The sequence below is a fragment of the Streptomyces sp. NPDC013157 genome (genome assembly GCF_042899865.1).
GTDB lineage: Bacteria > Actinomycetota > Actinomycetes > Streptomycetales > Streptomycetaceae > Streptomyces.
Map to the genome: position 1 here is coordinate 303,061 of NZ_JBIBAK010000014.1, position 22,216 is coordinate 325,276.

General features: G+C 72.7%; 24 protein-coding genes and 1 pseudogene. 9 read left to right on the plus strand and 16 right to left on the minus strand.

Going from position 1 to position 22,216, the window contains the following annotated elements; genetic code table 11:
• Positions 1-156: 156 nt before the first annotated feature.
• The 6 genes from ACFY6U_RS35680 to ACFY6U_RS35705 all read right to left on the minus strand — a co-directional run bounded on the left by ACFY6U_RS35680 (position 157) and on the right by ACFY6U_RS35705 (position 5,314).
• Positions 157-1,107: a catechol 2,3-dioxygenase gene (locus ACFY6U_RS35680; RefSeq protein WP_390044932.1), complete on the minus strand. Its 951-nt coding sequence runs from the start codon at positions 1,105-1,107 to the stop codon at positions 157-159.
• Positions 1,088-2,206 (minus strand): 4-oxalomesaconate tautomerase, encoded by a 1,119-nt coding sequence (locus tag ACFY6U_RS35685; RefSeq protein ID WP_390044934.1) that lies wholly within the window; start codon positions 2,204-2,206, stop codon positions 1,088-1,090. The genes ACFY6U_RS35680 and ACFY6U_RS35685 overlap by 20 nt, the downstream gene beginning before the upstream one ends.
• On the minus strand, positions 2,203-2,898 hold the full coding sequence (locus tag ACFY6U_RS35690; protein ID WP_390044936.1) for a 4-carboxy-4-hydroxy-2-oxoadipate aldolase/oxaloacetate decarboxylase: 696 nt from the start codon (positions 2,896-2,898) through the stop codon (positions 2,203-2,205). The genes ACFY6U_RS35685 and ACFY6U_RS35690 overlap by 4 nt, the downstream gene beginning before the upstream one ends.
• Positions 2,895-3,650 carry a PIG-L deacetylase family protein gene (locus tag ACFY6U_RS35695; protein ID WP_390044937.1) on the minus strand — a complete coding sequence of 252 codons (756 nt, stop codon included), beginning with the start codon at positions 3,648-3,650 and terminating at the stop codon, positions 2,895-2,897. Before ACFY6U_RS35695 ends, ACFY6U_RS35690 begins: the two co-directional genes overlap by 4 nt.
• 51 nt (positions 3,651-3,701) lie before the next feature.
• Positions 3,702-4,352 carry a GntR family transcriptional regulator gene (locus ACFY6U_RS35700; RefSeq protein WP_390044939.1) on the minus strand — a complete coding sequence of 217 codons (651 nt, stop codon included), beginning with the start codon at positions 4,350-4,352 and terminating at the stop codon, positions 3,702-3,704.
• Positions 4,353-4,456: 104 nt separating this feature from the next.
• Positions 4,457-5,314: a LysR family transcriptional regulator gene (locus ACFY6U_RS35705; protein WP_390044940.1), complete on the minus strand. Its 858-nt coding sequence runs from the start codon at positions 5,312-5,314 to the stop codon at positions 4,457-4,459.
• A gap of 140 nt (positions 5,315-5,454) precedes the next feature.
• Between ACFY6U_RS35705 and ACFY6U_RS35710 the strand changes: the two genes are divergently transcribed.
• Positions 5,455-6,267 carry a DMT family transporter gene (locus ACFY6U_RS35710; RefSeq protein WP_390045006.1) on the plus strand — a complete coding sequence of 271 codons (813 nt, stop codon included), beginning with the start codon at positions 5,455-5,457 and terminating at the stop codon, positions 6,265-6,267.
• Positions 6,268-6,377: 110 nt separating this feature from the next.
• Here ACFY6U_RS35710 and ACFY6U_RS35715 read toward each other — a convergent pair whose 3' ends face one another.
• From ACFY6U_RS35715 to ACFY6U_RS35730, 4 genes and pseudogenes are all read right to left on the minus strand, one after another.
• Entirely contained in the window at positions 6,378-7,547 is a 1,170-nt protein-coding gene (locus tag ACFY6U_RS35715) for an NAD(P)/FAD-dependent oxidoreductase (protein WP_390045008.1), read from the minus strand.
• Positions 7,544-7,741: a ferredoxin gene (locus ACFY6U_RS35720; protein WP_390044942.1), complete on the minus strand. Its 198-nt coding sequence runs from the start codon at positions 7,739-7,741 to the stop codon at positions 7,544-7,546. Before ACFY6U_RS35720 ends, ACFY6U_RS35715 begins: the two co-directional genes overlap by 4 nt.
• Before the next feature lie 44 nt (positions 7,742-7,785).
• A pseudogene (locus tag ACFY6U_RS35725) lies at positions 7,786-7,992 on the minus strand (cytochrome P450); the annotation flags it as partial.
• A gap of 299 nt (positions 7,993-8,291) precedes the next feature.
• Positions 8,292-9,017, minus strand: coding sequence for a response regulator transcription factor (locus ACFY6U_RS35730; protein WP_390044944.1), 726 nt, complete (start codon positions 9,015-9,017; stop codon positions 8,292-8,294).
• 285 nt (positions 9,018-9,302) lie between these two features.
• On the opposite strand from ACFY6U_RS35730, the gene ACFY6U_RS35735 reads away from it, so the two are divergent.
• Positions 9,303-10,343 carry a zinc-binding dehydrogenase gene (locus ACFY6U_RS35735; RefSeq protein ID WP_390044946.1) on the plus strand — a complete coding sequence of 347 codons (1,041 nt, stop codon included), beginning with the start codon at positions 9,303-9,305 and terminating at the stop codon, positions 10,341-10,343.
• On the opposite strand, the gene ACFY6U_RS35740 is transcribed toward ACFY6U_RS35735, so the two are convergent.
• Positions 10,327-10,983: a TetR/AcrR family transcriptional regulator gene (locus ACFY6U_RS35740; protein WP_390044948.1), complete on the minus strand. Its 657-nt coding sequence runs from the start codon at positions 10,981-10,983 to the stop codon at positions 10,327-10,329. The two genes, ACFY6U_RS35735 and ACFY6U_RS35740, sit on opposite strands and share 17 nt — an antisense overlap.
• A gap of 209 nt (positions 10,984-11,192) precedes the next feature.
• Between ACFY6U_RS35740 and ACFY6U_RS35745 the strand changes: the two genes are divergently transcribed.
• The 5 genes from ACFY6U_RS35745 (at position 11,193) to hemC (ending at position 16,751) form a co-directional block, all read left to right on the plus strand.
• Positions 11,193-12,665 (plus strand): MFS transporter, encoded by a 1,473-nt coding sequence (locus ACFY6U_RS35745; RefSeq protein ID WP_390044950.1) that lies wholly within the window; start codon positions 11,193-11,195, stop codon positions 12,663-12,665.
• A 104-nt stretch (positions 12,666-12,769) separates the two neighbouring features.
• Entirely contained in the window at positions 12,770-13,981 is a 1,212-nt protein-coding gene (locus ACFY6U_RS35750) for a sensor histidine kinase (RefSeq protein ID WP_390044951.1), read from the plus strand.
• The gene (locus ACFY6U_RS35755; RefSeq protein ID WP_390044953.1) at positions 13,978-14,664 is read left to right on the plus strand and encodes a response regulator; all 687 of its coding nucleotides are present in this window, start codon (positions 13,978-13,980) and stop codon (positions 14,662-14,664) included. Before ACFY6U_RS35750 ends, ACFY6U_RS35755 begins: the two co-directional genes overlap by 4 nt.
• A gap of 92 nt (positions 14,665-14,756) precedes the next feature.
• On the plus strand, positions 14,757-15,713 hold the full coding sequence (locus ACFY6U_RS35760; protein WP_390045010.1) for an ATP-dependent DNA ligase: 957 nt from the start codon (positions 14,757-14,759) through the stop codon (positions 15,711-15,713).
• 102 nt (positions 15,714-15,815) lie between these two features.
• Complete coding sequence (gene hemC, locus ACFY6U_RS35765; protein WP_390044955.1) at positions 15,816-16,751, plus strand: hydroxymethylbilane synthase; 936 nt, start codon at positions 15,816-15,818, stop codon at positions 16,749-16,751.
• A gap of 261 nt (positions 16,752-17,012) precedes the next feature.
• On the opposite strand, the gene ACFY6U_RS35770 is transcribed toward hemC, so the two are convergent.
• From ACFY6U_RS35770 to ACFY6U_RS35785, 4 genes are all read right to left on the minus strand, one after another.
• Entirely contained in the window at positions 17,013-17,543 is a 531-nt protein-coding gene (locus ACFY6U_RS35770) for a hypothetical protein (RefSeq protein WP_390044957.1), read from the minus strand.
• A gap of 198 nt (positions 17,544-17,741) precedes the next feature.
• On the minus strand, positions 17,742-18,593 hold the full coding sequence (locus tag ACFY6U_RS35775) for an ABC transporter permease (protein ID WP_390044959.1): 852 nt from the start codon (positions 18,591-18,593) through the stop codon (positions 17,742-17,744).
• Positions 18,553-19,380: an ABC transporter ATP-binding protein gene (locus ACFY6U_RS35780; protein WP_390044961.1), complete on the minus strand. Its 828-nt coding sequence runs from the start codon at positions 19,378-19,380 to the stop codon at positions 18,553-18,555. The genes ACFY6U_RS35775 and ACFY6U_RS35780 overlap by 41 nt, the downstream gene beginning before the upstream one ends.
• A complete protein-coding gene (locus ACFY6U_RS35785; RefSeq protein ID WP_390044963.1) occupies positions 19,377-19,832 on the minus strand; it encodes a MarR family winged helix-turn-helix transcriptional regulator in 456 nt (151 codons plus the stop codon). The genes ACFY6U_RS35780 and ACFY6U_RS35785 overlap by 4 nt, the downstream gene beginning before the upstream one ends.
• 290 nt (positions 19,833-20,122) lie before the next feature.
• Between ACFY6U_RS35785 and ACFY6U_RS35790 the strand changes: the two genes are divergently transcribed.
• On the plus strand, positions 20,123-20,914 hold the full coding sequence (locus ACFY6U_RS35790; protein WP_390045012.1) for an RNA polymerase sigma factor SigF: 792 nt from the start codon (positions 20,123-20,125) through the stop codon (positions 20,912-20,914).
• A 3-nt stretch (positions 20,915-20,917) separates the two neighbouring features.
• On the opposite strand, the gene ACFY6U_RS35795 is transcribed toward ACFY6U_RS35790, so the two are convergent.
• Positions 20,918-21,235, minus strand: a complete 318-nt coding sequence (locus tag ACFY6U_RS35795) for an ANTAR domain-containing protein (RefSeq protein ID WP_390044965.1) — start codon at positions 21,233-21,235, stop codon at positions 20,918-20,920.
• A gap of 127 nt (positions 21,236-21,362) precedes the next feature.
• Here ACFY6U_RS35795 and ACFY6U_RS35800 point away from each other — a divergent pair, with 127 nt between their 5' ends.
• On the plus strand, positions 21,363-22,178 hold the full coding sequence (locus tag ACFY6U_RS35800; protein ID WP_390044967.1) for a VOC family protein: 816 nt from the start codon (positions 21,363-21,365) through the stop codon (positions 22,176-22,178).
• Positions 22,179-22,216: the final 38 nt, after the last annotated feature.

Here is a 22,216-nt window from a genome sequence, read left to right on the forward strand (position 1 = left end):
GCCCGGGTTGGGGTTATACAATATGTAGCGTGGGGAAAAACCCTAAAATTTTTTGAAAAAAACCACACCAACAAGCGGGGGGCCCGGGGGCCGGGGGGGGGGGGGGGCCCGGGGGGGCCCCCCCCCCCCACCCCCCTGATGCCTGCCGTGACCGGATCAGCCGACCGGTGGTGTCCCGTGGGTGTGGAAGGACTCGATCGTCTTCAGACCCCACGCCTGGCCCTTGGCGCGTTCGGCCTCGGTCCAGGTGATGAGCGGCCAGTCGGGGGCCAGCACCAGCCGGGTGAGCGGGTTGCACAGCTCGATGCGGTTGCCGCCCGGCTCGTAGACGTACAGGAAGAACGTCTGCTGGATGGCGTGCTTGTGCGGGCCGGTCTCGATGAACACGCCGGTGTCGATGGCGAGGTCGGCCGCGCGCAGGATGTCCTCGCGGCCGTCGGTCGCGAAGGCGATGTGGTGCAGCCGCCCGGTCGAGCCGGTCCAGTCGGACGTGTAGACGACGTCGTACGACTTGTGGGTGAAGGTCAGCCAGCGGGCCGCGATCGTCCCGTTGTCGAGGCGGACCTGCTCGGTCGACCGGGCGCCGAGGACCTGTTCCTGGAACTCGGCGTTGGCGAGCACGTCGGCGGCCAGGAAGTTGACGTGGTCCAGGCGGCGCACACCGACCCCGCGGTTGGGCTTGGCCTGCGGCTGGTTCTTCAGCGCGGGCTTCAGCTCGTACGGCGCCCGGTAGTGCTCGCTCTCCCAGTAGAGGGCGTGTTCGTGGCCGTCCGGGTCGGTGGTGACGTAGAGCTTGCCGAGGCCGGGCTCGTCCTCCACCCAGTGGCCGGTGCCGCCCGCGTCCTCGACCGCCTCGACACGGCGGTTCAGGGCCTCCTCGCCGGAGGTGCGCAGGGCGAGCCGGCCGAGGCCGGGCCGGTCGCGGGCGGTGAGGACCAGGCTGTGGTGCTCGTAGTCGTCGTACGTGCGCAGATAGACGGTGTCGCCGTCCCGGCCGTTGACGGTCAGTCCGAGGAAGTCGGTGAAGAAGGCGACGCTGGCGTCCAGGTCCGGGGTGAACAGCTGGGCATGGCCGATATGGGCGATGTCACCGAGGGGCGGAGCCATCGTTGCCTCCTTGAGGTTGTGCGGGCAGGGCGGCGGCACGGGGGAAGACGGTGCCGTCGAAGATCTTGCGGGCGGTGCGGACGACCGCGGTCCGGCGGGCGGCCGGCGGGGAGCCGTCGGATCCCGGGTCGACGCTGGTGTCGACCTCCAGGAACCCGGTGGGGTGTTCGACGCGGATACGGTCGCCGTGCTCCGGGAGCCGGGCGATCCCCTCCGCCACGCTGCCGGGCAGCCTGAGCCCCGCGGCCACGCTGGCGGCGCCGAGGACGCCGATCGAGGTGTGGCAGCGGACGGGGATGAAGGTCCGGGTGGTGACCGCACCCCCGTCGCGGGGCGGGGCGAGCAGGCTGAGTTTGGGCACGGTGGCGGTCTCGACGTCCCCGAGGCCCATCAGCTTCCCCGCCGCCAGCCGGATCTCGTGGAGGCGGTCGGCCAGGGTCAGGTTCTCCTCCAGGTCCCCGGGCGTCTCGTAGCCGGTGACACCGAGGGCGCTCGCCGCGACGAGCACGGTCGGCATACCGTTGTCGACGCAGGTCACCGTGGTGTCCGCGACGGTGTCGCGGACGTTGCCGGTGGGCAGCAGCGGGCTCTCGGCGGCGGGGAACTCGATCACCACCGGGGCGGCCGTGCCGGGCACCCCGGAGATCTCGGCGTCCCCGGTGTAGTCGACGCGCCCACCGGGGGTCGGGAAGGTGGCGACGGCCGGCTCCCCCGTGTTGAGCATCCGGATCCGTACCGAGGTCTCACCGTCACCGGCGGCCACGAGCCCCCGCTCCACGGCGAACGGCCCGACCCCCGCGAGGATGTTCCCGCAGTTCTGACGATCGGTCACCTCCGGCCGGTCGACGGCGACCTGGAGGAAGAGATAGTCGACGTCCGTCTCCGGGTCGTCCGACACCGAGACGACCGCCACCTTGCTGGTGAGGGGGTGCGCCCCGCCCAGGCCGTCGATCTGGCGCGGGTCGGGGCTGCCCATCACCCGCAGCAGCAGGTCGTCCCGGGCGGCGGGATCCGCGGGCAGGTCCTCGGCCAGGAAGTACGCGCCCTTGGAGGTGCCGCCGCGCATCAGCATGCAGCGCACCTCCGCAGGCCCGGTCATGTGCCGTACTCCTCGTACGTCTTGTACTCGACGCCGAGCCGCTCGAGGGTCTCCCGCAGCCCGTAGCGGTCGAGGCCGAGCTGGCCGTCGATGAACGCGGCGCGGGTCGCGGCCTCCTTGGCCTCGCGGGCCTCGGACTTCTCGGTCGTCTCGCGTACCCGCTCCCGGGGTACGACCACGACCCCGTCGTCGTCGGCGAGGATCACGTCACCCGGGTTGATCACCTGGCCGTCGATCGCGATCGGCACGTTGACCGAGCCGCCGGTGGCCTTCACCGTCCCCTGCGAGGAGACTGCCCGGGACCAGGCGGCGAAGCCCATCTCCCGCAGCTCCTGGGTGTCGCGGATGCCGGTGTTGAGGACCACCCCGCGCACCCCGCGCTGCTTCAGCGCGGTCGCGAACAGCTCGCCGAACAGCCCGTCCGTACACGGCGAGGTAGTGGTGACGACCAGGATGTCGCCCTCGCCGCACTGCTCGACGGCCGCGTGGATCATGAGGTTGTCGCCGGGCCAGCTGAGCACGGTGACGGCCGTGCCCGCGACCCGCACGCCCTGCTGGATCGGGCGGACACCCGGGCCCAGCAGGCCGGTTCGGCCCATGGCCTCGCTCACGGTGGCGACACCGAAGCCGGCGAGGGCGTCGACGGCCTTCAGCTCCGCCTTCGGCGGGTCGGTGACGATCACGCCGCTCATGCCAGCTCCTTCGCGATCTGCGGGAACGGCCGCATGAACGCCTCGGCCATGGTGTCGTGCGCCAGGCCCAGGTTGGGGCCCGCGTTGCGCTTGAGCTGCACGCCCCGGCGGACCGCGAGGTCGGTGTAGTAGGCCCACAGGTGCTGCTGGGCGCCGAGGCACTCCATCGCCTTGCGCTTGGTCTCCCAGACCTCGGTGATGTCCAGCAGGACCTCGGGCCGGAAGCCGCTCATCTCGGGCTGGTGCGGCTCGAAGTAGAAGACCGGCGGGGCGCCGATGATGTCGCCCTCGCCGGGGTAGCCGATGGCCTGCGCGAGGATACGGGCCTCCAGGGCCATGCGGTTGGCGGCCGGGTGGTCGCCGTTGTAGGGGTCCTCGACGGGGTGGGTGAGCACGACGTCGGGCTGGGCCTCTCGGTAGACGGCGACCAGCTGGTCGGTCAGCTCGGCGGTGGCGACCAAGGGGTAGTCGCCGGCGTCGAAGAACCGGACCTCGGCGCCGAGAGCGGCGGCGGCCTTCTCCGCCTCCTCCCGGCGTATCGCCTTGATCTCCGCCAGGTGCCTGCCCTCGCGCCACGCCTTGGCGGACTCGCCGCGCTCGCCGAAGGTCAGACAGGCGATGGTGACCTTCTCGCCCCGGGACGCGGCCAGGGCGATGGCTCCACCCGCCCGCCACACGAAGTCCCCGGCGTGCGCGGTGACGACCAGGGTGGATCGCGGTGGGGTTGTGGCGGGCGCGTTGGCGTGCGTCATGGAAAACTCTCCTTGGTGGACAGGTGTGCGCCCACCCGGCCCCGGGCGTGCTCAGGCGCGCAGTGCTTCGATCACGCTCGTGAGGTGGGCGCGGACGGCCGCCTCGGCCGCCTGCGGGTCCCTGGCCCTGATCGTCTCGATCATCGCCAGGTGCTCGCTCAGGGAGTGCTGCGGTCGCCCCGGACGCAGCGCCAGCTGGAAGCGGTGCCGGACCAGTTGGGCATTGAGCCGCTCCAGCAGCTCCACGGCGGTCTGCTGGCCGGAGATCGTCCTGATCCTGGCGTGGAGTTCCTGGTTGAGCTCGGAGTAGGTGACCGGTTCGCCGTCGGCGACGGCCTTGGTCATGGCCGTACCGAGGTCCGCCAGGTCGGCGAGCTGCTCGTCGCTGGCCGCGACGGCCGCCTTGGCCGCACAGAGTCCCTCCAGGACCATGCGGCACTCCGTGATCGCGACCGCTTCCTCCACGGTCACCACCCGCACCCGTGAGCCGCGGTTGCGGATCCGCTCGACCAGTCCCTGGGCCTCCAGATCGATCAGTGCCGCACGGATGCTGGCCCGCGTCACACCGAACTCCTCGGCGAGCTCGTTCTCCACCAGCCGCTGGGCCGGGGCCATCTCGCCGTGCAGGATCGCCTGCCGCAGCTGCGTGAACGCATGCTGCTTGGCCTGCTCTCCGGTGCTCGGACGGGCTTCCTTCGGCATTGCGCCCTCCCTGAGTGAGTGCCTGTCGAACGTAAATCTAGCCAAACAAGATTGTCAACAATTTTGTCTGCCGTATTGCCGGGCCAGTCCGGCGCCCTGCGCGCTCAGCCGGTGCGGTACAGCTCGCTGAGCAGTTCGAGAACCGCCTGGTGGGCGGGGTGCGGGTCGTCCCGCCACCAGGCCAGCCGGACGGCGACCGGCTCGGCGTCCCGGACCGGCCGGTAGACGATGCCGGGCCGCGGGTACTGGTTGGCGGTCGACTCGGCGGTCACGCCGACCGCACGGCCGGCCCCGATGGCGGTGAGCCAGTCGTCGACGTCGTGCGTCTCCTCGACGACCGGCCGCGACGCCGGCGGCCACAGCTCCGGGGTGGTGGTGCCGGTGCGCCGGTCGACCAGGAGGATCCGGCCGGTGAGGTCGGCCAGGCGCACGGTGCGGCGGCGGGCCAGCGGGTCGTCGGCGGCCAGCGCGCACAGCCGCCGCTCCAGCCCGACGATGGCCGAGTCGAACCGCCGGTCCTCCAACGGCCGCCGCAGGACGGCGAGGTCGCAGGCCCCTTCGCCGAGCCCGGCGGAGGCCGTGTTCACCCGGACGAGATGCAGTTCGGTCCCGGGGTGCGCGGCGGCCCAGGCGCGCTGGAAGGCCACGGTGTGCCGCCCCACCGCCGACCATGCGTACCCGATCCTCAGCCGGGACGGCCCCGAGGCGGCCTCCCGGACCAGGTCGGCGACGTCCGCCAGCACCCGCCGGGCCCGCTCCACCACCCGCACCCCGGCCGCCGTCGGCGTCACCTCCCGCGAGGACCGCCGCAGCAGCCTTGCCCCCAGGGCTCGTTCCAGACCGGCCAGGGTGCGGGAGACCGCCGCCTGGGACACCCCCAGAGCGATCGCCGCGTCGGTGAAGGTGCCCTCGTCGACGATGGCGACGAGACACCTCAGCTGCCGCAGCTCGACCTCATCCATACGCACAGCGTATAGATCCCGGGCCACATGCATTATGCGTATGTGCAGGCCGGGCGGACGCTCCTGACATGCGACGAGCCCTTGAACGCCCGGTCTCTTCCCCCGCGCTCTCCCCCTCCGCACCCAATCCGCTCTCCGGCGTGGCGACCATGGTCGGCAGCGGCCTGTCCAACCAGACCGGCGCGGCCGTCGGCTCGCTCGCCTTCCCGGTCCTCGGCCCGCTCGGGGTGGTGGCGGTACGGCAGTACGTGGCCGCAGTCGTCCTCGTGGCCGTCGGCCGACCCCGCCCGCGCGCCTTCACCTGGCGGCAGTGGTGGCCGGTGCTGCTGCTCGCGGTGGTCTTCGGCACGATGAACCTGACCCTCTACACCGCGATCGACCGGGTCGGTCTGGGCCTGGCGGTCACCCTGGAGTTCCTGGGCCCGCTCACCATCGCCCTTGCCGCGTCCCGTCGTCGGCTGGACGCGGGGTGCGCCGTGCTGGCGGCGGCGGGGGTGGTGGTGCTGATGCGTCCGCGGCCGTCCACGGACTACGCGGGGATGGGACTGGGCCTGGTGGCGGCGGGCTGCTGGGCGTCGTACATCCTGCTCAACCGGGTGGTCGGCCGCCGGATACCGGGTGCGCAGGGCCCGGCCGCGGCCGCGAGCGTGTCGGCACTGACGTTCCTGCCGATCGGAGTCGTGGTGGCGGTACGACACCCGCCGACGGCCGGTGCGGTGCTCTGCGCGGTGGCGGCGGGCGTGCTGTCGTCGGCGGTGCCGTACCTGGCCGACCTGCTGACCCTGCGCAGGGTCCCGCCCCAGACCTTCGGCCTGTTCATGAGCGTCAACCCGGTCCTGGCGGCCGTGGTGGGGTGGGTGGTGCTGGGGCAGGGGCTGGGGGTGCCGGAGTGGGCCGGGATCGGGGCGGTGGTCGCGGCGAACGCCCTCAGCATTGCAACCGGGGCCGGCTGAGGCGCCCCGTCAGGGGCGCTGGGGGTACCCCCGGCCGAAGGCCGGGGGAGGAACTGCGCGACCAGCCACAACCGGCCCGCGGCTCCCCCTCCGCGACCAGCCCCCTCCCATCAGATGACGGCATCCCGCCAACGCGCGGCCACCGCGACCCGCTGCCGCCACCCCCGCATCACCTTCGGCCCCACCCCCACCGCGAGCACCCCGCCCAACCGCTCCCCCCTCCGATACGCGGCGACGAACCGCCCCTCCTCCAGATCCCCCTCCACGACCCGCACTTCCTCGTGGCCCCGCAGGTACCCGTACGCCCGGATCTTCATCTCGTACTGGTCGGACCAGAAGTACGGCACCGGCGCGAACGCCTTGCGGGCCCCGGGGTCGAGGAGGTTGCGGGCCGCGGCCACCCCCTGTTCCGCCGCGTTCGTCCGGTGCTCGATCCGCATCGACACCCCGAACAACGGGTTGTACCAGCGGGCGACGTCACCCGCCGCGTACACCCCCCGCGCGGCCTCGCAGTACTCGTCGCAGACGATCCCGTCGCCCACGGTCAGCCCGCTGCCGGCCAGCCACTCGACGTTGGGCAGCGAGCCGATCGCGACCAGCACCTCGTCGGCCTCGATCTCCTGCCCGTCGGCGAGCCGTACCCCGTCGTCGGTCACCTCGGTCACCTCGGTCACCGCGACCCCGGTCCGCAGGTCCACGCCCCGCTCCAGGTGGGCCCGGGACAGTACCCGGCCCACCTCCTCGCCGACCGCGTGCGCGAGCGGCACCTGCGCGGGTTCCAGGAGGGTCACCCGGGCACCCAGCCGCCAGGCGACGGCGGCCGCCTCGGCGCCGAGGAACCCGGCGCCGACCACCACCAGCCGCTGCCCCGGCCCGAGCCGCTCCCGCAGGGTGAGCGCGTCGTCGAGGGTGCGCAGCACATGCGCGCCCTCCCCGGGCAGCCGGCGCGGCCGCACCCCCGTGGCCACGATCAGCCCGTCGTAGGGCACGGCCGAGCCGTCGGCCAGACGCACCGTACGGTCCGCCACGTCCAGCCCGCTCGCCGCCACCCCGAGCCGCAACTCCAGCCCGAGGGAGTCGAGTTCGCCGGGCGCCCGGAGTGTCACCCGGTCCGGCGCCCACTCGGCCGACAGCACCTGCTTGGACAGCGGGGGCCGGTCGTACGGGGCGTGGAGTTCGTCGCCGACGAGGGTCAGCGTGCCGTCGTAGCCCTCGCGGCGGAGCGTCTCGGCCGCCGCGAGTCCGGCCGCGGAGGCGCCGACGACCACGATCCGGTTCAGCGCTCCACCAGCCGGATCGCGGCGGCCGGGCAGATCGCCACGGCTTCACGGACCGCGTCCAGGGCGTCCCCGGCGGGCTTCTCGTCCAGGACGAAGGCGATGCCGTCCTCGTCCCGCTGGTCGAACACCTCGGGGGCGGCGAGGACGCACTGCCCGGATGCGACGCACTTCGGTTCGTCCAGTTCGACATGCATGGTGTTCTCCTTGCTGTGCGGGGGGCTGTGCGTGGGCGGTCCGGTCACCAGGTGACCGGGAGTTCGTAGACGCCGTAGACGGATCCGTCGTGCTTGAAGGGCAGTTCGCCGATGCCGGCGGCGAGCCTGAGGCCGGGGACGCGGCGGTAGAGGGTGCCGTAGACGACCTGGAGTTCCATCCGGGCCAGCGGCTGGCCCAGGCACTGGTGGACGCCGAAGCCGAAGGCGACATGACGGCGGGCGTCGCGGGCGTCGGCCATCTCAGTCTCCTCAGGGTGGGGGGATGAGCACACGCAAACAGGATGGGCTGACCGCTTCCGGCCAGTTCCCTGACACGCAGCCGACGTGGCCCAGGTCACACAGCGGCGCCTTCGGGATAACCCGCGCATCGGACAGGCATCGTCAACTCCTCTACAGGCAACGGACCTTGATGTCGCGGGCGGTACCGCGCACCCGCCCGGACGGCCGGCCGCTCCCCCGCTCGGGCGGGCACGCGGGACGGGCGGAACGACCACCGGGGTATTTGCTCGCGGATTCCATCGCGAAGCGGTCACCGGGGCCCCGACAGCTCCCCCAGCCAGTAACCGAAGCCCCGCCTGGTGTGGATCAGCGCGGGACCGCCCCGGTCGACCTTGCGCCGGAGTCGGGAGACCAGCTGTTCGATGGCGTTGTCGCCCCGGAACTCGCCCCAGACGTGCCGGCTGATCTGCTCCTTGGACAGCACCTTGCGGGCGTTGACCAGGAGGTGGCGCAGCAGCCGGTACTCGGCGGGGGTGAGGTCGAGGGTGCGGCCGCCCCGGCAGGCCCGGCAGGTGCCGTCGTCCAGGACCAGGTCGGCGTGGTCCAGCGTGCCGCCCCGGCGGCCAGCGCCGCCCACGTCCCGGAGCAGCACCTTGACCCGGGCGAGAACCTCGGCGATCCGGACCGGCTTGGTGACGTAGTCCCGCTCACCGGCGCCGAGTTCGGGCACCAGCCCGGCGAGCGACTCACAGGCGGCCAGCAGCAGGACCGGTGGCCGGTAGGCCGGTTCGGGGCGGCCCCCCTGGGCGAGGTCGTCGAGGCCGGGCAGTTCGGCGTCGACGACGACCAGGTCGTACCGGTGTTCCACGAGCCGCCGCGCCACGTCGGCACCGCTGGCCGCCGCACCGGCCCGGTAGCCCGCCAGCTCCAGCGCGGAGGTGAGGAGTTCCGCGGCATCCCGGTCACCGGCGGCGACCAGGAGCCGCTGCCCGCTGCCACGGGCGAGCACGAGGGGCGAGAGAGAGCTGCCGCACATGGGGTGACCCGTTCGTTCGAGGCGCCGGGAATTCGATTGCTTGACTCAAGTAAGCCACATGTGCTTGCCTAACTCAAGTAATCGGGGCCGTCCTGAGCGGAGGCCGCCCCGAGGGCCCGCCCGCGGCGGGCCCACGCGCCGGAACCCGTGGGGACGGGAGCCGGCGCGGCCCTCGGGCCGGCCGCCGGCCCACTCCCCCCGGCCCGGCGGCCGGCCCGAGGGCATCTCCTCGGCCGAACGGCCCGACGAACCTCCACGGCACCACCAGAAAGCGAGAGTCACCCCATGGCCACGATGAAGTCCGTACAGACCGGTGGCGTCGGCAGGATCGAGGTCGTGGACGTCGAGCGTCCCGTGCCCGGTCCGAAGGACGTCCTGCTGAAGATCCGCGCAGGCGGCATCTGCGGCACCGACGTGACCTTCCTGCACATGGGCGGCATGCCCGCCCGCGCCCATCTGGGCGGCGAGCTGGTCCCGATCGCCCTGGGCCATGAGCCGGCCGGCGAGGTCGTCGAGGCCGGCGCCGAGGTCACGGGGCTCAAGGTGGGCGACCGGGTGGTCGTGAACCCGCAGGACGCGCCCACCGGGATCATCGGCTGCGGCGGCCGGTATGGGGCCCTCAGCGAGTACCTGCTGATCGAGAACGCCGAGGTCGGCCGGAGTGTCGCGGTGTTCCCGGACACCGTGCCGTTCGAGGTCGCCTCCCTGAACGAGCCGATGGCCGTGTCCCGGCACGCCGTCAACCGCTCGGAGGCCGCGCCGGACGACAAGGTGGTCGTCTTCGGCGCCGGGCCGATCGGGCTGGGCGCGGCGATCTGGCTGAAGCTGCGGGGTGTCAGGCATGTCGTCGTCGCCGACGTCATCCCGGCCCGGCTGGAGAAGGCGCTGGCCGTGGGTGCGGACGCCGTGATCAACTCCGCGGAGGAGGACGTCACCGCGCGGCTGACCGAGCTGCACGGGCAGAGCGCCAACGCGCTGGGCCAGCCCCGCCCCGGCACCGACGTCTTCATCGACGCGGCCGGCGCCCCGGCCGTCTTCAACACCGTGGTGGCCAACGCCCAGTGGCACGCCAGGCTGGTCATGGTCGCCGTGCAGAAGAAGGGCGAGATCGACCTCGGCGGCATGCTGCGCAGCGAGCTGACCCTGGTCGCCTCACAGGGCTACCCGACGGAGATCTTCGAGGTCACGCCCGAACTGGTCGAGCACCACGAGCGGTTCGCGAAGCTGATCAGCCACCGCGTCCCGTTCGCCAACGCCCACAGCGCCTTCGAGCTGGCGCTGACGCCGGGGGCCGCGGAGAAGGTCGTCGTCACCTTCGACGCGTAGCGGAGACGGGCGCCAGCCACAGCCCGAGGAGCGCGTCGGTGAGCCCGGTGGCCGCGTCGCTCCAGGTGGCGCGCGGAGTGGCGGTGCCCTCGGCGAGGGCGCGCTCCCGCTCGGCGCAGGTGTGCAGGATCAACGTCCTTGCCATCAGGCCGCGTTCGGCGCGGACCTCGGCGGGCAGTTCCGGCAGCCGCCGGTTCAGCGCGTCGACGGCCTGGCGCAGCGACGGCGAGGTCAGTGACTCCTCGACCATGATGTCGTACAGGGCGGGGTCGGTCATGACCTGGGCGCAGAAGCGGGCGTACCAGGTCGGGCTGCCCAGGCTCGCGAGGTGTTCGGTGATCGGGCGGACCAGGCAGTCCACCAGGTCGCGGATGTCGTCGGAGTCGCCGGTCTCGGCCACCAGGCGGACCCGGATCTCCTCGATCCGGTCGAAGTGCCGGGCGGCGACGGCGCGGACCAGGTCGGCCTTGGTGCCGAAGTGGTAGCCGACCGCGGCGTTGTTGCCCTGGCCGGCGGCCTCGCTGACCTGGCGGTTGGAGACGGCGTACACGCCCTGTTCGGCGAAGAGGCGCTCCGCCGCGCCCAGGATGGCCTCCCGCGTCGCGCTCACCTGGTCCGCCCGCGCCGTCCTGCCTGCCATGCCCACCACCGCTCCGGGACTCCTTGCCATCCCGGCCGGCCGGTCCCGCGAGCCGTGCCGGGGCCCCGCCCGAAGCGGCGAGGTCCAGCCGAAGAAGCCTACGCGGCAGGGCCGCGGAGTGCGGAAACACCTTGCCAGTACAGTAAGTCAAGCGACTGACTTAAGTAAGTCCCAGTCGCACCATGCCCTTCCTACGGAGGCCCAGTCCCATGTCCGAAGTCCCTGTCCAGTCCGCCGGGTCCGCGAGACCGGCACGACCGAACCCGAACGCCGTGGTGGCGGTGCTGGCGCTGTCCGGTATCACCGTCTCGCTGATGCAGACCCTGGTGATCCCGATCGTCCCGGAGCTGCCGAAGTACCTGGACGCCTCCGCGTCCAATGCGGCCTGGGCGGTCACGGCCACCCTGCTGGCCGCCGCCGTGGCCACCCCGGTGGCCGGCCGGCTCGGCGACATGTTCGGCAAGCGGCTGATGCTGCTGGTCAGCCTGGTACTGCTGGTCTCCGGTTCGGTGGTGGCCGCGCTGAGCGACACGCTGGTCCCGATGATCGTCGGCCGTGCCCTCCAGGGCCTCGCGGCCGCCGTGGTCCCGCTCGGCATCAGCATCATGCGCGACGAACTGCCGCCGGAGCGCCTCGCGGGCTCGACGGCGCTGATGAGTGCCTCGCTGGGCGTCGGCGGCGCGCTCGGCCTGCCGGCCGCGGCGTTCATCGCCGACCACTACGACTGGCATGTGCTGTTCTGGACCTCCGCCGCTCTCGGTGTCGTCGCGTTCACGCTGGTCATGCTGCTGGTTCCGGAGTCCAAGGTGCGCTCGGGCGGCCGCTTCGACGCGGTCGGCGCGGTGGGCCTCGCGGTCGGCCTGGTCTCGCTGCTGCTCGCCGTCTCCAAGGGCGCCGACTGGGGCTGGGCGAGCGGCACCACGCTCGGCCTGTTCGCGCTCGCGGTCGTCGTGCTGCTCGCCTGGGGCTTCTTCGAACTGTGCACCGCCCAGCCGCTGGTCGACCTGCGCACCACGGTCCGCCGCCAGGTGCTGTTCACCAACCTCGCCTCGATCGCCTTCGGCTTCTCGATGTTCGCGATGTCCCTGGTGATCCCGCAGCTGCTCCAGCTGCCGACCCAGACGGGCTACGGCCTCGGCAGGTCGATGCTGACGGTCGGTCTGGTGATGGCCCCGCAGGGTCTGGTGATGATGGCCTTCGCCCCGCTCTCGGCCGCCATCACCAAGGCCAGGGGGCCGAAGGTGACGCTCATGACCGGCGCGGTGATCGTCGCCGCGGGCTACGGCCTCAACATCGTCCTGATGTCCGAGGTCTGGCACCTGATCCTGGTCTCCTGCGTCATCGGCGCCGGTGTCGGCTTCGCGTACGGCGCGATGCCCGCGCTGATCATGGGCGCGGTCCCGGCGTCGGAGACGGCCGCCGCGAACAGCCTGAACACGCTGATGCGGTCCATCGGTACATCGGTGGCGAGTGCCCTCGCGGGGGTGATCCTGGCCCAGATGACCATCAGCCTCGGCGGCACCACCCTGCCCTCCGAGAACGGCTTCAAGGTGGTCATGGCGATCGGCGCGGGCGCGGCCGCCCTGGCCTTCGTCCTCGCCTCCTTCCTGCCGGGCCGCCGCCCGGCTGAGCCGGAGCCCGCTCCGGCGACGGCAGCGCCCGCGGCCGAATCCGTGCACTGAGCCGCGGACGGTGATCCGCGGTGGGGCGGGCCGTACCCCGGGGGCGGCCCGCCCCGCCCGCCGCGTCACGGACCATGGTCACAGGAGACCGACCGGAGCGACCGATGAGCACTCCCTGGCAGCGCTACGCCGAAGAGCACGCCCGTACCGTCGACACCATGGCGACGGTGCTGATGTTCGCCTCGTTCCTGCTCGGCAGCGAGATCACCATGAGTACCGAGTCCCGGCCGAACGCGGTCGGGCTCACCATCGCCCTCGCCGCCGTCGGCTGCGGTGCCCTGCTCTGGCAGCGCACCCGGCCGCGCACGGTCGTCGCCGTCAGCGCGGCGGCCACCGCGGCCGCCGCCGGACTCGGGCAGCTGCCGACCCCGCTGCTGCTGGGCGGCCTGATGCTGGCGCTGTACCGGCTGGCGGTCGACACCGACCGGCCCACCGCACGCCGGTTCTACTTCGCGAGCCTCGCCCTCGTGGTGACCACCGCCGTGGTCCTCGCTCCGCCGGGCGTCCCCTGGCCGCTGGAGACGATCAGTCCGGCCGCCTGGCTGCTGCTGCCGGTCGTCGCCGGCAACGCCGTACGGCTGCAGGGCGCCTATCTGGAGGCCGTGCACGCGCGGGCCGAGTACGCGGAGCGCAGCCGGGAGGAGGAGGCCCGGCACCGGGTCGCCGAGGAACGGATGCGGATCGCGCGGGAGCTGCACGACGTGGTCGCCCACCATCTGGCCCTGGCCAACGCCCAGGCCGGCACGGCGGCCCACCTCTCGCGCACCCATCCCGACCAGGTGCACCGGATCCTCGGGGAACTCGCCGGTACGACCGCCTCCGCGCTGCGCGAGCTGAAGGCCACCGTGGGCCTGCTCCGGCAGACCGGCGACCCGGACCTGCCGCTCGCCCCGAGCCCCGGCCTCGACCGGCTGGCGGAGCTGACCGAGGCCTTCGGGTCCGCCGGGCTCACCGTGCACGTCCGCGTCGAGGGCGCCCCGCGGCCGCTGACGGCGGGCGTCGACCTGACGGCGTACCGGATCGTGCAGGAGGCGCTGACCAACGTCACGAAACACGCCGCTGCCGAGGCCGCCCACGTCCGGATCGGGTGGGCCCAGGACAGCCTGACCCTCACGGTCACCGACGACGGCACCGCCACCGCCCCTCCCGCACCCGCCCCCGGACGCGGATTCGGGCTGATCGGGATGCGGGAGCGGGCCCAGTCGGTCGGCGGCGCCTTCGCCGCCGGGCACCGGGACGGCGGCGGCTACGAAGTCACCACCCGGCTGCCGCTGTACCCCGGCGCCACCGAACCGGAGGAACAAGGGACGCCATGACCATCCGCGTGCTCCTCGCCGACGACCAGGCCCTGCTGCGGGCCACCTTCCGGATCCTGATCGACTCCTGCGCCGACATGGAGGTGGTCGCCGAGGCCGCCGACGGCGCCGAGGCGGTCGCGCTCACCCGCGAGCACCGGCCCGACATCGTCCTGATGGACATCCGGATGCCCGGCACCGACGGGCTGGCCGCCACGGCCGAGGTCTGCGCGGACCCGGAGCTGTCCGGCGTGCGGGTGCTGATCCTGACCACGTTCGAGGTCGACGAGTACGTGGCGCAGGCGCTGCGGTCCGGGGCCGGCGGATTCCTCGGCAAGGACGTGACCGCCGAGGCGCTGCTGGCCGGGATCCGTACGGTGACCGCCGGCGAGTCGCTGCTCTCCCCCACCGCGACCCGCACCCTCATCACCAGGTTCCTGGCCGCTCCCGCGCCCGGCGCCCGGCTCGCCACCCCCGAACAGGTGCGCGTGCTCACCGCCCGCGAGCGCGAGGTCATGGCGCTGGCCGCCCAGGGCCGTTCGAACGAGGAGATCGCCGGGAAGCTGTTCGTCTCCCCGCTGACCGTGCGTACCCACATCCACCGGGCGATGACCAAGCTGGACGCCCGGGACCGGGCCCAACTGGTGGTGATGGCCTACCAGTCGGGGCTGGTGCAGCCCCCGCCGCCGGTGCCCGACGCCTGAGGCCTGTTCGGGGGAACCGGCGCCGGAAGGCGCGTGCCGCAGCCGTGCCGGGTCACATCTCCTGCGTGACCGCCCTCCCCGTGATCCCGCCCATGCTCGCCACTCCCGGCCGGCTGCCGCCCGCCGCACAGGACGCCCGGTGGGCCTACGAGACCAAGCAGGACGGCCAGCGAGTGGTCGTCTACCTGCCCGGCGACGGCAGCGTGCTGCTGCGCGCCCGTTCCGGCGAGGAGATCACCGCCGCCTATCCCGAGCTGCGCCCGCTGGCGGCGGCGCTGGGCCGGACCGCGGCGATCCTGGACGGCGAGGTGCTGGCCGTCGACGAACACGGGCGCGCCGACTTCCAGTTGCTGCAGAGCCGGATGGGGCTGGCCCACGCCCCGGCCCGGGCGGCACGGATGGCGGCCCGGATCCCGGTCCACCTGGTGCTGTTCGACGCACTGCTGCTGTCGGACCCACTGCTCACCATGGCGTACGCAGACCGCCGGGCGCGCCTGGAGTCCCTCTCGCTCGCGGGGCCGCACTGGTCGACGCCGAGGGCCGTCGTGGGGCACGGCGCCGAGGCGCTGCGGGCGACCCGGGAGCACGGTCTGGAGGGCCTGGTCTGCAAGCGGCTGGACTCGGTCTACGAGCCGGGGGTGCGGTCCCGCGCCTGGATCAAGATCCGGAACATGCGCGCCGAGGACGTGATCGTCGGCGGCTGGCTGCCCGGCAAGGGGCGGCTGACCGGGCTGCCGGGCGCGGTGCTGGTCGGCCAGCGGTCCCCCGACGGGCGGCTGCGGTACGTCGGCGGGGTGGGCACCGGCTGGAGTGCGGCGGAGCGGACCGAACTGGCCGCGCTGCTGCGGGCCGCCGCGGCCGACTCGTGCCCCTTCGAACCGGTCCCGCCGGTCCCTGGTGCCCGCTGGGTGGTGCCCCGGCTGGTCGGCGAGGTCAGCTACAGCACCCGGACCCGGGCCGGACTGCTGCGCCAGCCGTCCTGGCTGCGGCTGCGCCCGGACATCGCACCGGAGGAGTCGGCGGCGGACCTGCCGGAGGACATGGGCTGACGGCCGGGCGGTCTCCGGGCAGCGGCCGGACCGGCGGCAGGCCGGGCGGCGGCCGACAGGATGTCGGAATCGGTGGTCGGCGGGAAGGTCTATCGTGTCCCCATGTCGGTACCCGAGTTGATCCGTATCGTCTCCCGCGACTCGCCGATGGCGCTCGCTCAGGTGGCCCGTGTCCGGGCCGAGTTGGCCGCGCTGTATCCGCAGGTGCGCACCGAGGTCGTGCCGGTGAAGACGACCGGCGACAAGTGGCTGGGCGATCTGTCCCAGGTCGAGGGCAAGGGGGCGTTCACCAAGGAGGTGGACGCCGCGCTGCTGGCCGGTGCGGCCGATCTCGCCGTGCACTGTGTGAAGGACGTGCCCGCGGACCGGCCGCTGCCCGCCGGGACGGTGTTCGCGGCGTTCCTGAAGCGGGACGACATCCGCGACGCGCTCGTCCACCCGGGCGGGCTGACCCTGGACGAGCTGCCGCCGGGCACCCGGATCGGCACCTCCGCGGTCCGCCGGATCGCCCAGCTGTCGGCCACCCACCCGCATCTGGAGTGCGTGCCCTTCCGCGGCAACGCCAACCGGCGGCTGGAGAAGCTCGCCGCCGGTGAGGCGGACGCGCTGCTGCTCGCGCTGTCGGGCCTGGAGCGGATCGGCCGTACGGACGTGATCAGCGAGGTGCTGGACCCGGAGACGATGATGCCGCCCATCGGTGCGGGCATCCTCGCGCTGCAGTGCCGGGAGGACGACGCCGAGCTGATCGACGTGGTGAGCGGGCTGGGTGACCCGGCCACCTACCGGGAGGCCACCGCGGAGCGGATGTTCCTGCACGTGCTGCAGGGCCACTGCAACAGCCCGATCGCCGGCTACGCCCGGGTCGACGGCGGCGGTGAACTGTCGCTGCGCGCGTGCGTGTTCACGCCGGACGGCAAGACCCGGCTGAACGCCCACGAGTGGGCGGGCCGCCTCGACCCGGCCACCCTCGGCACCTCGGTCGCCGTGGCCCTGCTGCGGCAGGGCGCCCGCGAGATCATCGACGGGATCCCCCACTAGGCGCTCCGCTGGGTGGCGCCGGGATGCGTCGTCGGCCGTCTGCGGCAGGGTGGGGGCGTTCGCGCGGTTCCCCGCGCCCCTGACGGGGTGCGGGAAGTGCTACGCCAAGTCATCGGCCGTCTGCGGCAGGGTGGGGGCGTTCGCGCGGTTCCCCGCGCCCCTGACGGGGTGCGGGAAGTGCTACGCCAAGTCGTCGGCCGTCTGCGGCGGCGTGGGGGTGCTCGCGCGGTTCCCCGCGCCCCTGGCGGGGTGCGCTGTCGGTCAGGGGGTGGTAGGGCCGGGCTCCGTCTGGTCCTTGAGGTAGGTGGTGACCTGGTGGGCCAGGCTGCCGGGGGCGGCGGACTGGCAGGCCGTGGCGGTGGTGGACTCCAGGACGCCGATGCCGCCCGCCCAGAGCCGGCGCTCGGTCCACTCCTCGTCGACGCGCAGCTGGATCTGGATGTCCACCTGGGTCAGGGCGGCCTCGGGGCCGGCGGCGTAGAGGACGGCGGTGACGCGGCGCAGCGGGTAGACGTCGAAGCCCTCGATGAACTGGGAGTTGCGCCAGTCGATGAACGCGCCCTCGCCGTCGGGGCCGACCCGGACGTCGATCTGGCCGTCCTCCAGCTGGACGCCGAGGTGGCGGGAGCCGCGGTTCTCGATGGTCACCCGGGCACTGAAATACGTCAGCCCGGCCGCGGCGTCGTCCCGGCCGCGCGGCGGCTCGGACTCCTCCAGGCGGTGGACGCGGACCCGCAGACCGGCATGCTCGTCGTACTCGTGCCAGTCCCCGACCACGTTCGGCTCGTACACAGTGCCCCTCTCGACCCCCGCTGTTTATCTGTGTGCTCAGCGCACTGTCAAATGAGCGGAATGCACTGTGGCCAGGGGGTTCGCCCGCTTTGATCGCTGATCAAGCGTTGCGCAGCGGTTATCCCGCCCCGGGGGTCCGGGGCGGGTCGCGGGCGCGTGCCGCACATCACGTCGGTGTACCCCGCACCTGCGGCCGGCTCAGCGGGCCAGGCGGCCGAGCAGCGAGGAGGCCGCGGTGATGCCGAGGGCGGCGGCGACCGCCAGCACGCCGAAGTCGAGGCCGAGGTGGGCGGGCGTGCCGAGCAGCAGGCCGCGCAGGGCGTCGACCTGGTAGCTCAGCGGGTTGATCTTGCTGACCACCTGGAGCCAGCCCGGCATGATCGCCACGGGATAGAGGGCGTTGGAGCCGAAGAACAGCGGCATGGTGATGGCCTGCCCGATGCCCATCAGCCGGTCGCGGCTGAGGACGATGCCCGCGATGCTCATCGACAGGCAGGAGAAGAAGGCCGAGGCCAGCACGACGGCCAGTCCGACGCCGAGGAGTTTCAGCGGGTTCCAGGTGAGGGAGACGCCGAGGACGGCGGCGATGACGATCACCACGACGGCCTGGATGAGGGACTTCACGCCGGCCGCGAAGGCCTTGCCGGTGATGAGAGCCGAGCGGGGGGTGGGGGTGACGAGGAGCTTGTTGAGGATGCCGGCGTCGCGCTCCCAGATGATCTGGATGCCGTAGAAGATGGCGATGAACATCGCGGACTGGGCGATGATGCCGGGCGCCAGGTAGTCGATGTAGGGGATGCCGCCGGTGGGTATCGCCCGTATCCGGGTGAAGGTCTGGCCGAAGATCAGCAGCCAGAGGGCGGGCTGGATCGCGCGGGTGTACAGCTCGGTGCGGTCGTGGCGGAGCTTCTGCAGCTCCACCGCGCACATGGCGAAGACCCGGGCGGGCAGCAGCCGCCAGCCGGAGCGCGGCTGGGGCGGGGTCAGGAGCAGGGACGTGCCCGTGCGCTCAGCCGACACGGTTCGCGGTGCGGCGGGTGCTTCGGACATCGCGGAAACCTCCTGACTGGTCGTCGAGGCCGCTGCCGGCCACGTCGCGGAAGACGTCTTCGAGGGTGGGCAGGGCGTCGGTGCCCCGGCGTTCGGCGAGGCCGCGCCTGAGTTCGGCGGGGGTGCCGAGCGCGCGGATGCGGCCGCGGTGCATCAGGCCGACCCGGTCGCAGTGCTGGTCGGCCTCGTCCATGTAGTGGGTGGTGACCAGGACGGTCATGCCGGTCGCCGCGCGTACGGAGTTGATCTGGTCCCACACGCTGGTGCGGGCGATCGGGTCGAGGCCGATGGTCGGTTCGTCGAGGATCAGCAGCCGGGGCGCGCTGACCAGCGCCTGGGCCAGTTCGAGGCGGCGGACCATGCCGCCGGAGTAGGTGCCGGCGAGCCGGTCGGCGGCGTCGGCGAGGTCGACGGCCTCCAGCGCCTCGGCGACCCGTGCGGCGCGCTCGCGCCGGGGGACGTCGAAGACGCGGGCGAACAGCTCGACGTTCTCGCGTCCGGTGAGCCCGCTGTCGGCGGACAGCTGCTGCGGGACGTAGCCGAGCAGCCGGCGCACGGCCATCCGGTCCTTGCCGGTGTCGTGGCCGAAGACGCGGACCATCCCGGCGGGGACGGGCAGCAGGGTGGTGATGCAGCGGATGGCGGTGGTCTTGCCGGCGCCGTTGGGGCCCAGCAGGCCGAAGACCTCGCCCTCGCCCACACCCAGGTCGAGCCCGTCGACGGCCTTGGTCTCTCCGAAGGAGTAGGAGAGCCCGGTGCAGGCGACTGCGGCGGTGTCCGTTGTCATGATTCCCCGGCCTCCTCGTGCAGGGTGTCGGCCAGCCTCCGCAGCGCGGGAAGCGCCGCCCTGAGCGCCTCCCGGTCCGCCTCGTCCAGCCGGGCGACGTGACCGGCGACGAGTTCCGCGCGGCGGCGGTGCCAGTCGGCGAGTCGTTTCTCGGCGTCCTCGGTGAGCAGCAGCCGGGCGGCCCGGCGGTCGGCCGGGTCGGTCTCCCGGCGCACGAGGCCGTCCTTGACGAGCTGGTTGACCAGGGTCGACACCGAGTTGCCCGCCAGGTACAGCTCCTTGGCGGCGTCCGAGATGCCGATCCCGGGCCGGGACTCGACCAGGCGCAGCAGCTCCACCTCGGCGCCGCGCAGCCGCGGCCGGGTGAGCCCGCGGCGCAGCCTGCGGCGGATCAGCCGCTGGATGCCGACCAACGCGTCGGCGAGTTCTTCCGGAAAGGTCTCCGATTCCACACCTCGAAGATTACCTCTGCTACAGAGATATCTCCCCCAAGGGACGGTCAAGGGGGGCGGCCAACGGGGCGGCCGATGAGAAGGACATGAGACGAATGGGAGCTTTCCAACCTTTTTATCCGAATTGTTTCGCCATACGCCGTTCGGGGCATTCGTAGTTCAGTGCTTCGGACCGGAGGCACGTGCGTGGGAGCCGGTTTCCGCCGGTCGCCCCGTGTCCTCCCCCAGGGTCCGAGCGCGCTCCTCCCACGGTGTCCGTCCACCAGCATCCGCCAAGGGAGGTGCGCGTGATGCGTGCCACCTGCACACCCAGGTCCCATCCCCACGACGACGCCCCGGACACGGCCCAGGCCTTCGTACGGCTGGCCGGACTGCCCGATGGCCCCGAGCGCCTGGCGCTCCGGGACGAACTGGTCGAGCTGTGGCTGCCCATGGCCGAGCGGATCGCCGTGCGGTTCCGCGGCCGGGGGGAGACCCTGGAGGATCTCTACCAGGTCGCCGCGCTGGGGCTCGTGAAGGCCGTCGACCACTACGACCCGGAGCGCGGCCGGGCCTTCGAGGCGTACGCCGTACCGACCATCACCGGCGAGATCAAGCGCCACTTCCGGGACCACATGTGGACCCTGCACGTGCCCCGCCGGGTCCAGGAGCTGCGCAACCGGGTCCGGACGGCTCTCAAGGAGCTGGACCAGACGACCCCGGGGCGTCCGCCCACCGTCGCCGAGATCGCCGCCCGGACCCAGCTCACCGAGGAGGAGGTGCGGGCCGGGATGGAGGCCCTGGACTGCTACTCGACGCTGTCGCTGGACGCCGAGGTGCCCGGTGGCGACGGATACGTGCTCGGTGACACCCTGGGCGCCGCGGACCCCGGCTACGACCTGATCGTCGACCGGGCGGCCGCGGAACCCTGCCTCCAGAACCTGCCCGAGCGCGACCGGCTCATCCTCTACCTGCGGTTCTTCCGCGGTATGACACAGAGCCGGATCGCCGGGCAGCTGGGCATCTCGCAGATGCATGTCTCCCGCCTGCTGAGCGCCTGCTTCGACCGGCTGCGCGAGGAGCTGCAGGCCGAGGCCGGCTGAGACTCACCCGGTGGGCGGCGCGCCGGGGATCTGGGTGGGGCCGTACCGTTCGAGGGCTTCCGCCAGCTCGGCACGGATCTCGGCGGGCATGTCTCCGGTGCGCCCCCAGATCAAAATCAGGTCCGCGACGTTGCGCAGCTTGATGTTGGTGTGCTGGGAGACCTCCTTGAGCACCTCCCAGCCCTCGTCGGGCGTCACCCGGCCGAGCGCGACCACCATCCCGATGGCCTGGTCCACCACGGCATGGGACGCCACGGCCTCCTTGAGCTGGTCCACCTCTTCCTGCAGGTGGAAGATCCGGTCCTGCTCGGTCTCGCCCATCCATCCATCGTGTCACCCGTCTGGCTCCGTGCCACCGGGGTACTCGGCAGGCATTCCCACCACATCCGGTTGGAGACTGGTGGCAGACCGGTCGCCCCGCCGGCCCCGACACCAGGACGCGAGTGCCATGAACGACGACACGCCTACCCCCTGCCCCGCGCCGAAGAAGCGGGCGGTGCTCTCCACGCACTCGGTCTTCGGTGCCCCGTGCTGGGTGAGCCTGACCAGCCGCGACCTGCAGACGACCGAGGACTTCTACAGCGCCGTGCTCGGGTGGCGATGGCGCAGCGTCAGGCTCGGCGACCACTTCCGGATCGCGTTGGCGGACGGGGTGCCGGTGGCGGGAATCGCCGCGGTCGCCGCGATGTGGCAGATGGCGGTGGCCTGGACGCCGTACTTCGCCGTGCCCGACGCGGACGAGGCGGTGTCCCGGGCCCGTGAGCGCGGCGGTACCCCCGCGGTGGGGCCGCTCTCCTTCCCACCCGGCCGGGCGGCGCTGATCGCCGACCGGGACGGTGCCGTCTTCGGCATCTGGGAGGGGGAACTGGTCTCCAACTGGGAAACCTGGCGGCGGGCCGCCCCGACCTTCATCCGCCTGCACACCCGCAACGCCTTCGACTCCGCGATGTTCTACGGCGAGGTCCTCGGCTGGGCCTCCGACAAACCGGGCTGCTGCGAGGTCGAGTACGAGGGCGGCGAAGTGGTGCTGCGCAGCCGCGGCGACGCCGTGGCCCGTATCGACTCGGGGGCGGTGGAGGCGGCCCCCGATCCGTCGGTACGGCCGCACTGGCAGATCCACTTCGCGGTGTCCGACGTGGCGGCCTGCGCCCGGATCGCGGAGAAACACGGTGGCAGTGTGCTGAGCGAGGAGGACACCGAGGCGATCCTCCGGGATCCGGACGGCGCGCAGTTCACGGTGACGACGTCACGCGGGGCGCGCTGAGCCGTGGCGGGCGGCCGGGGTGGCCGGCTGCGGGTGCG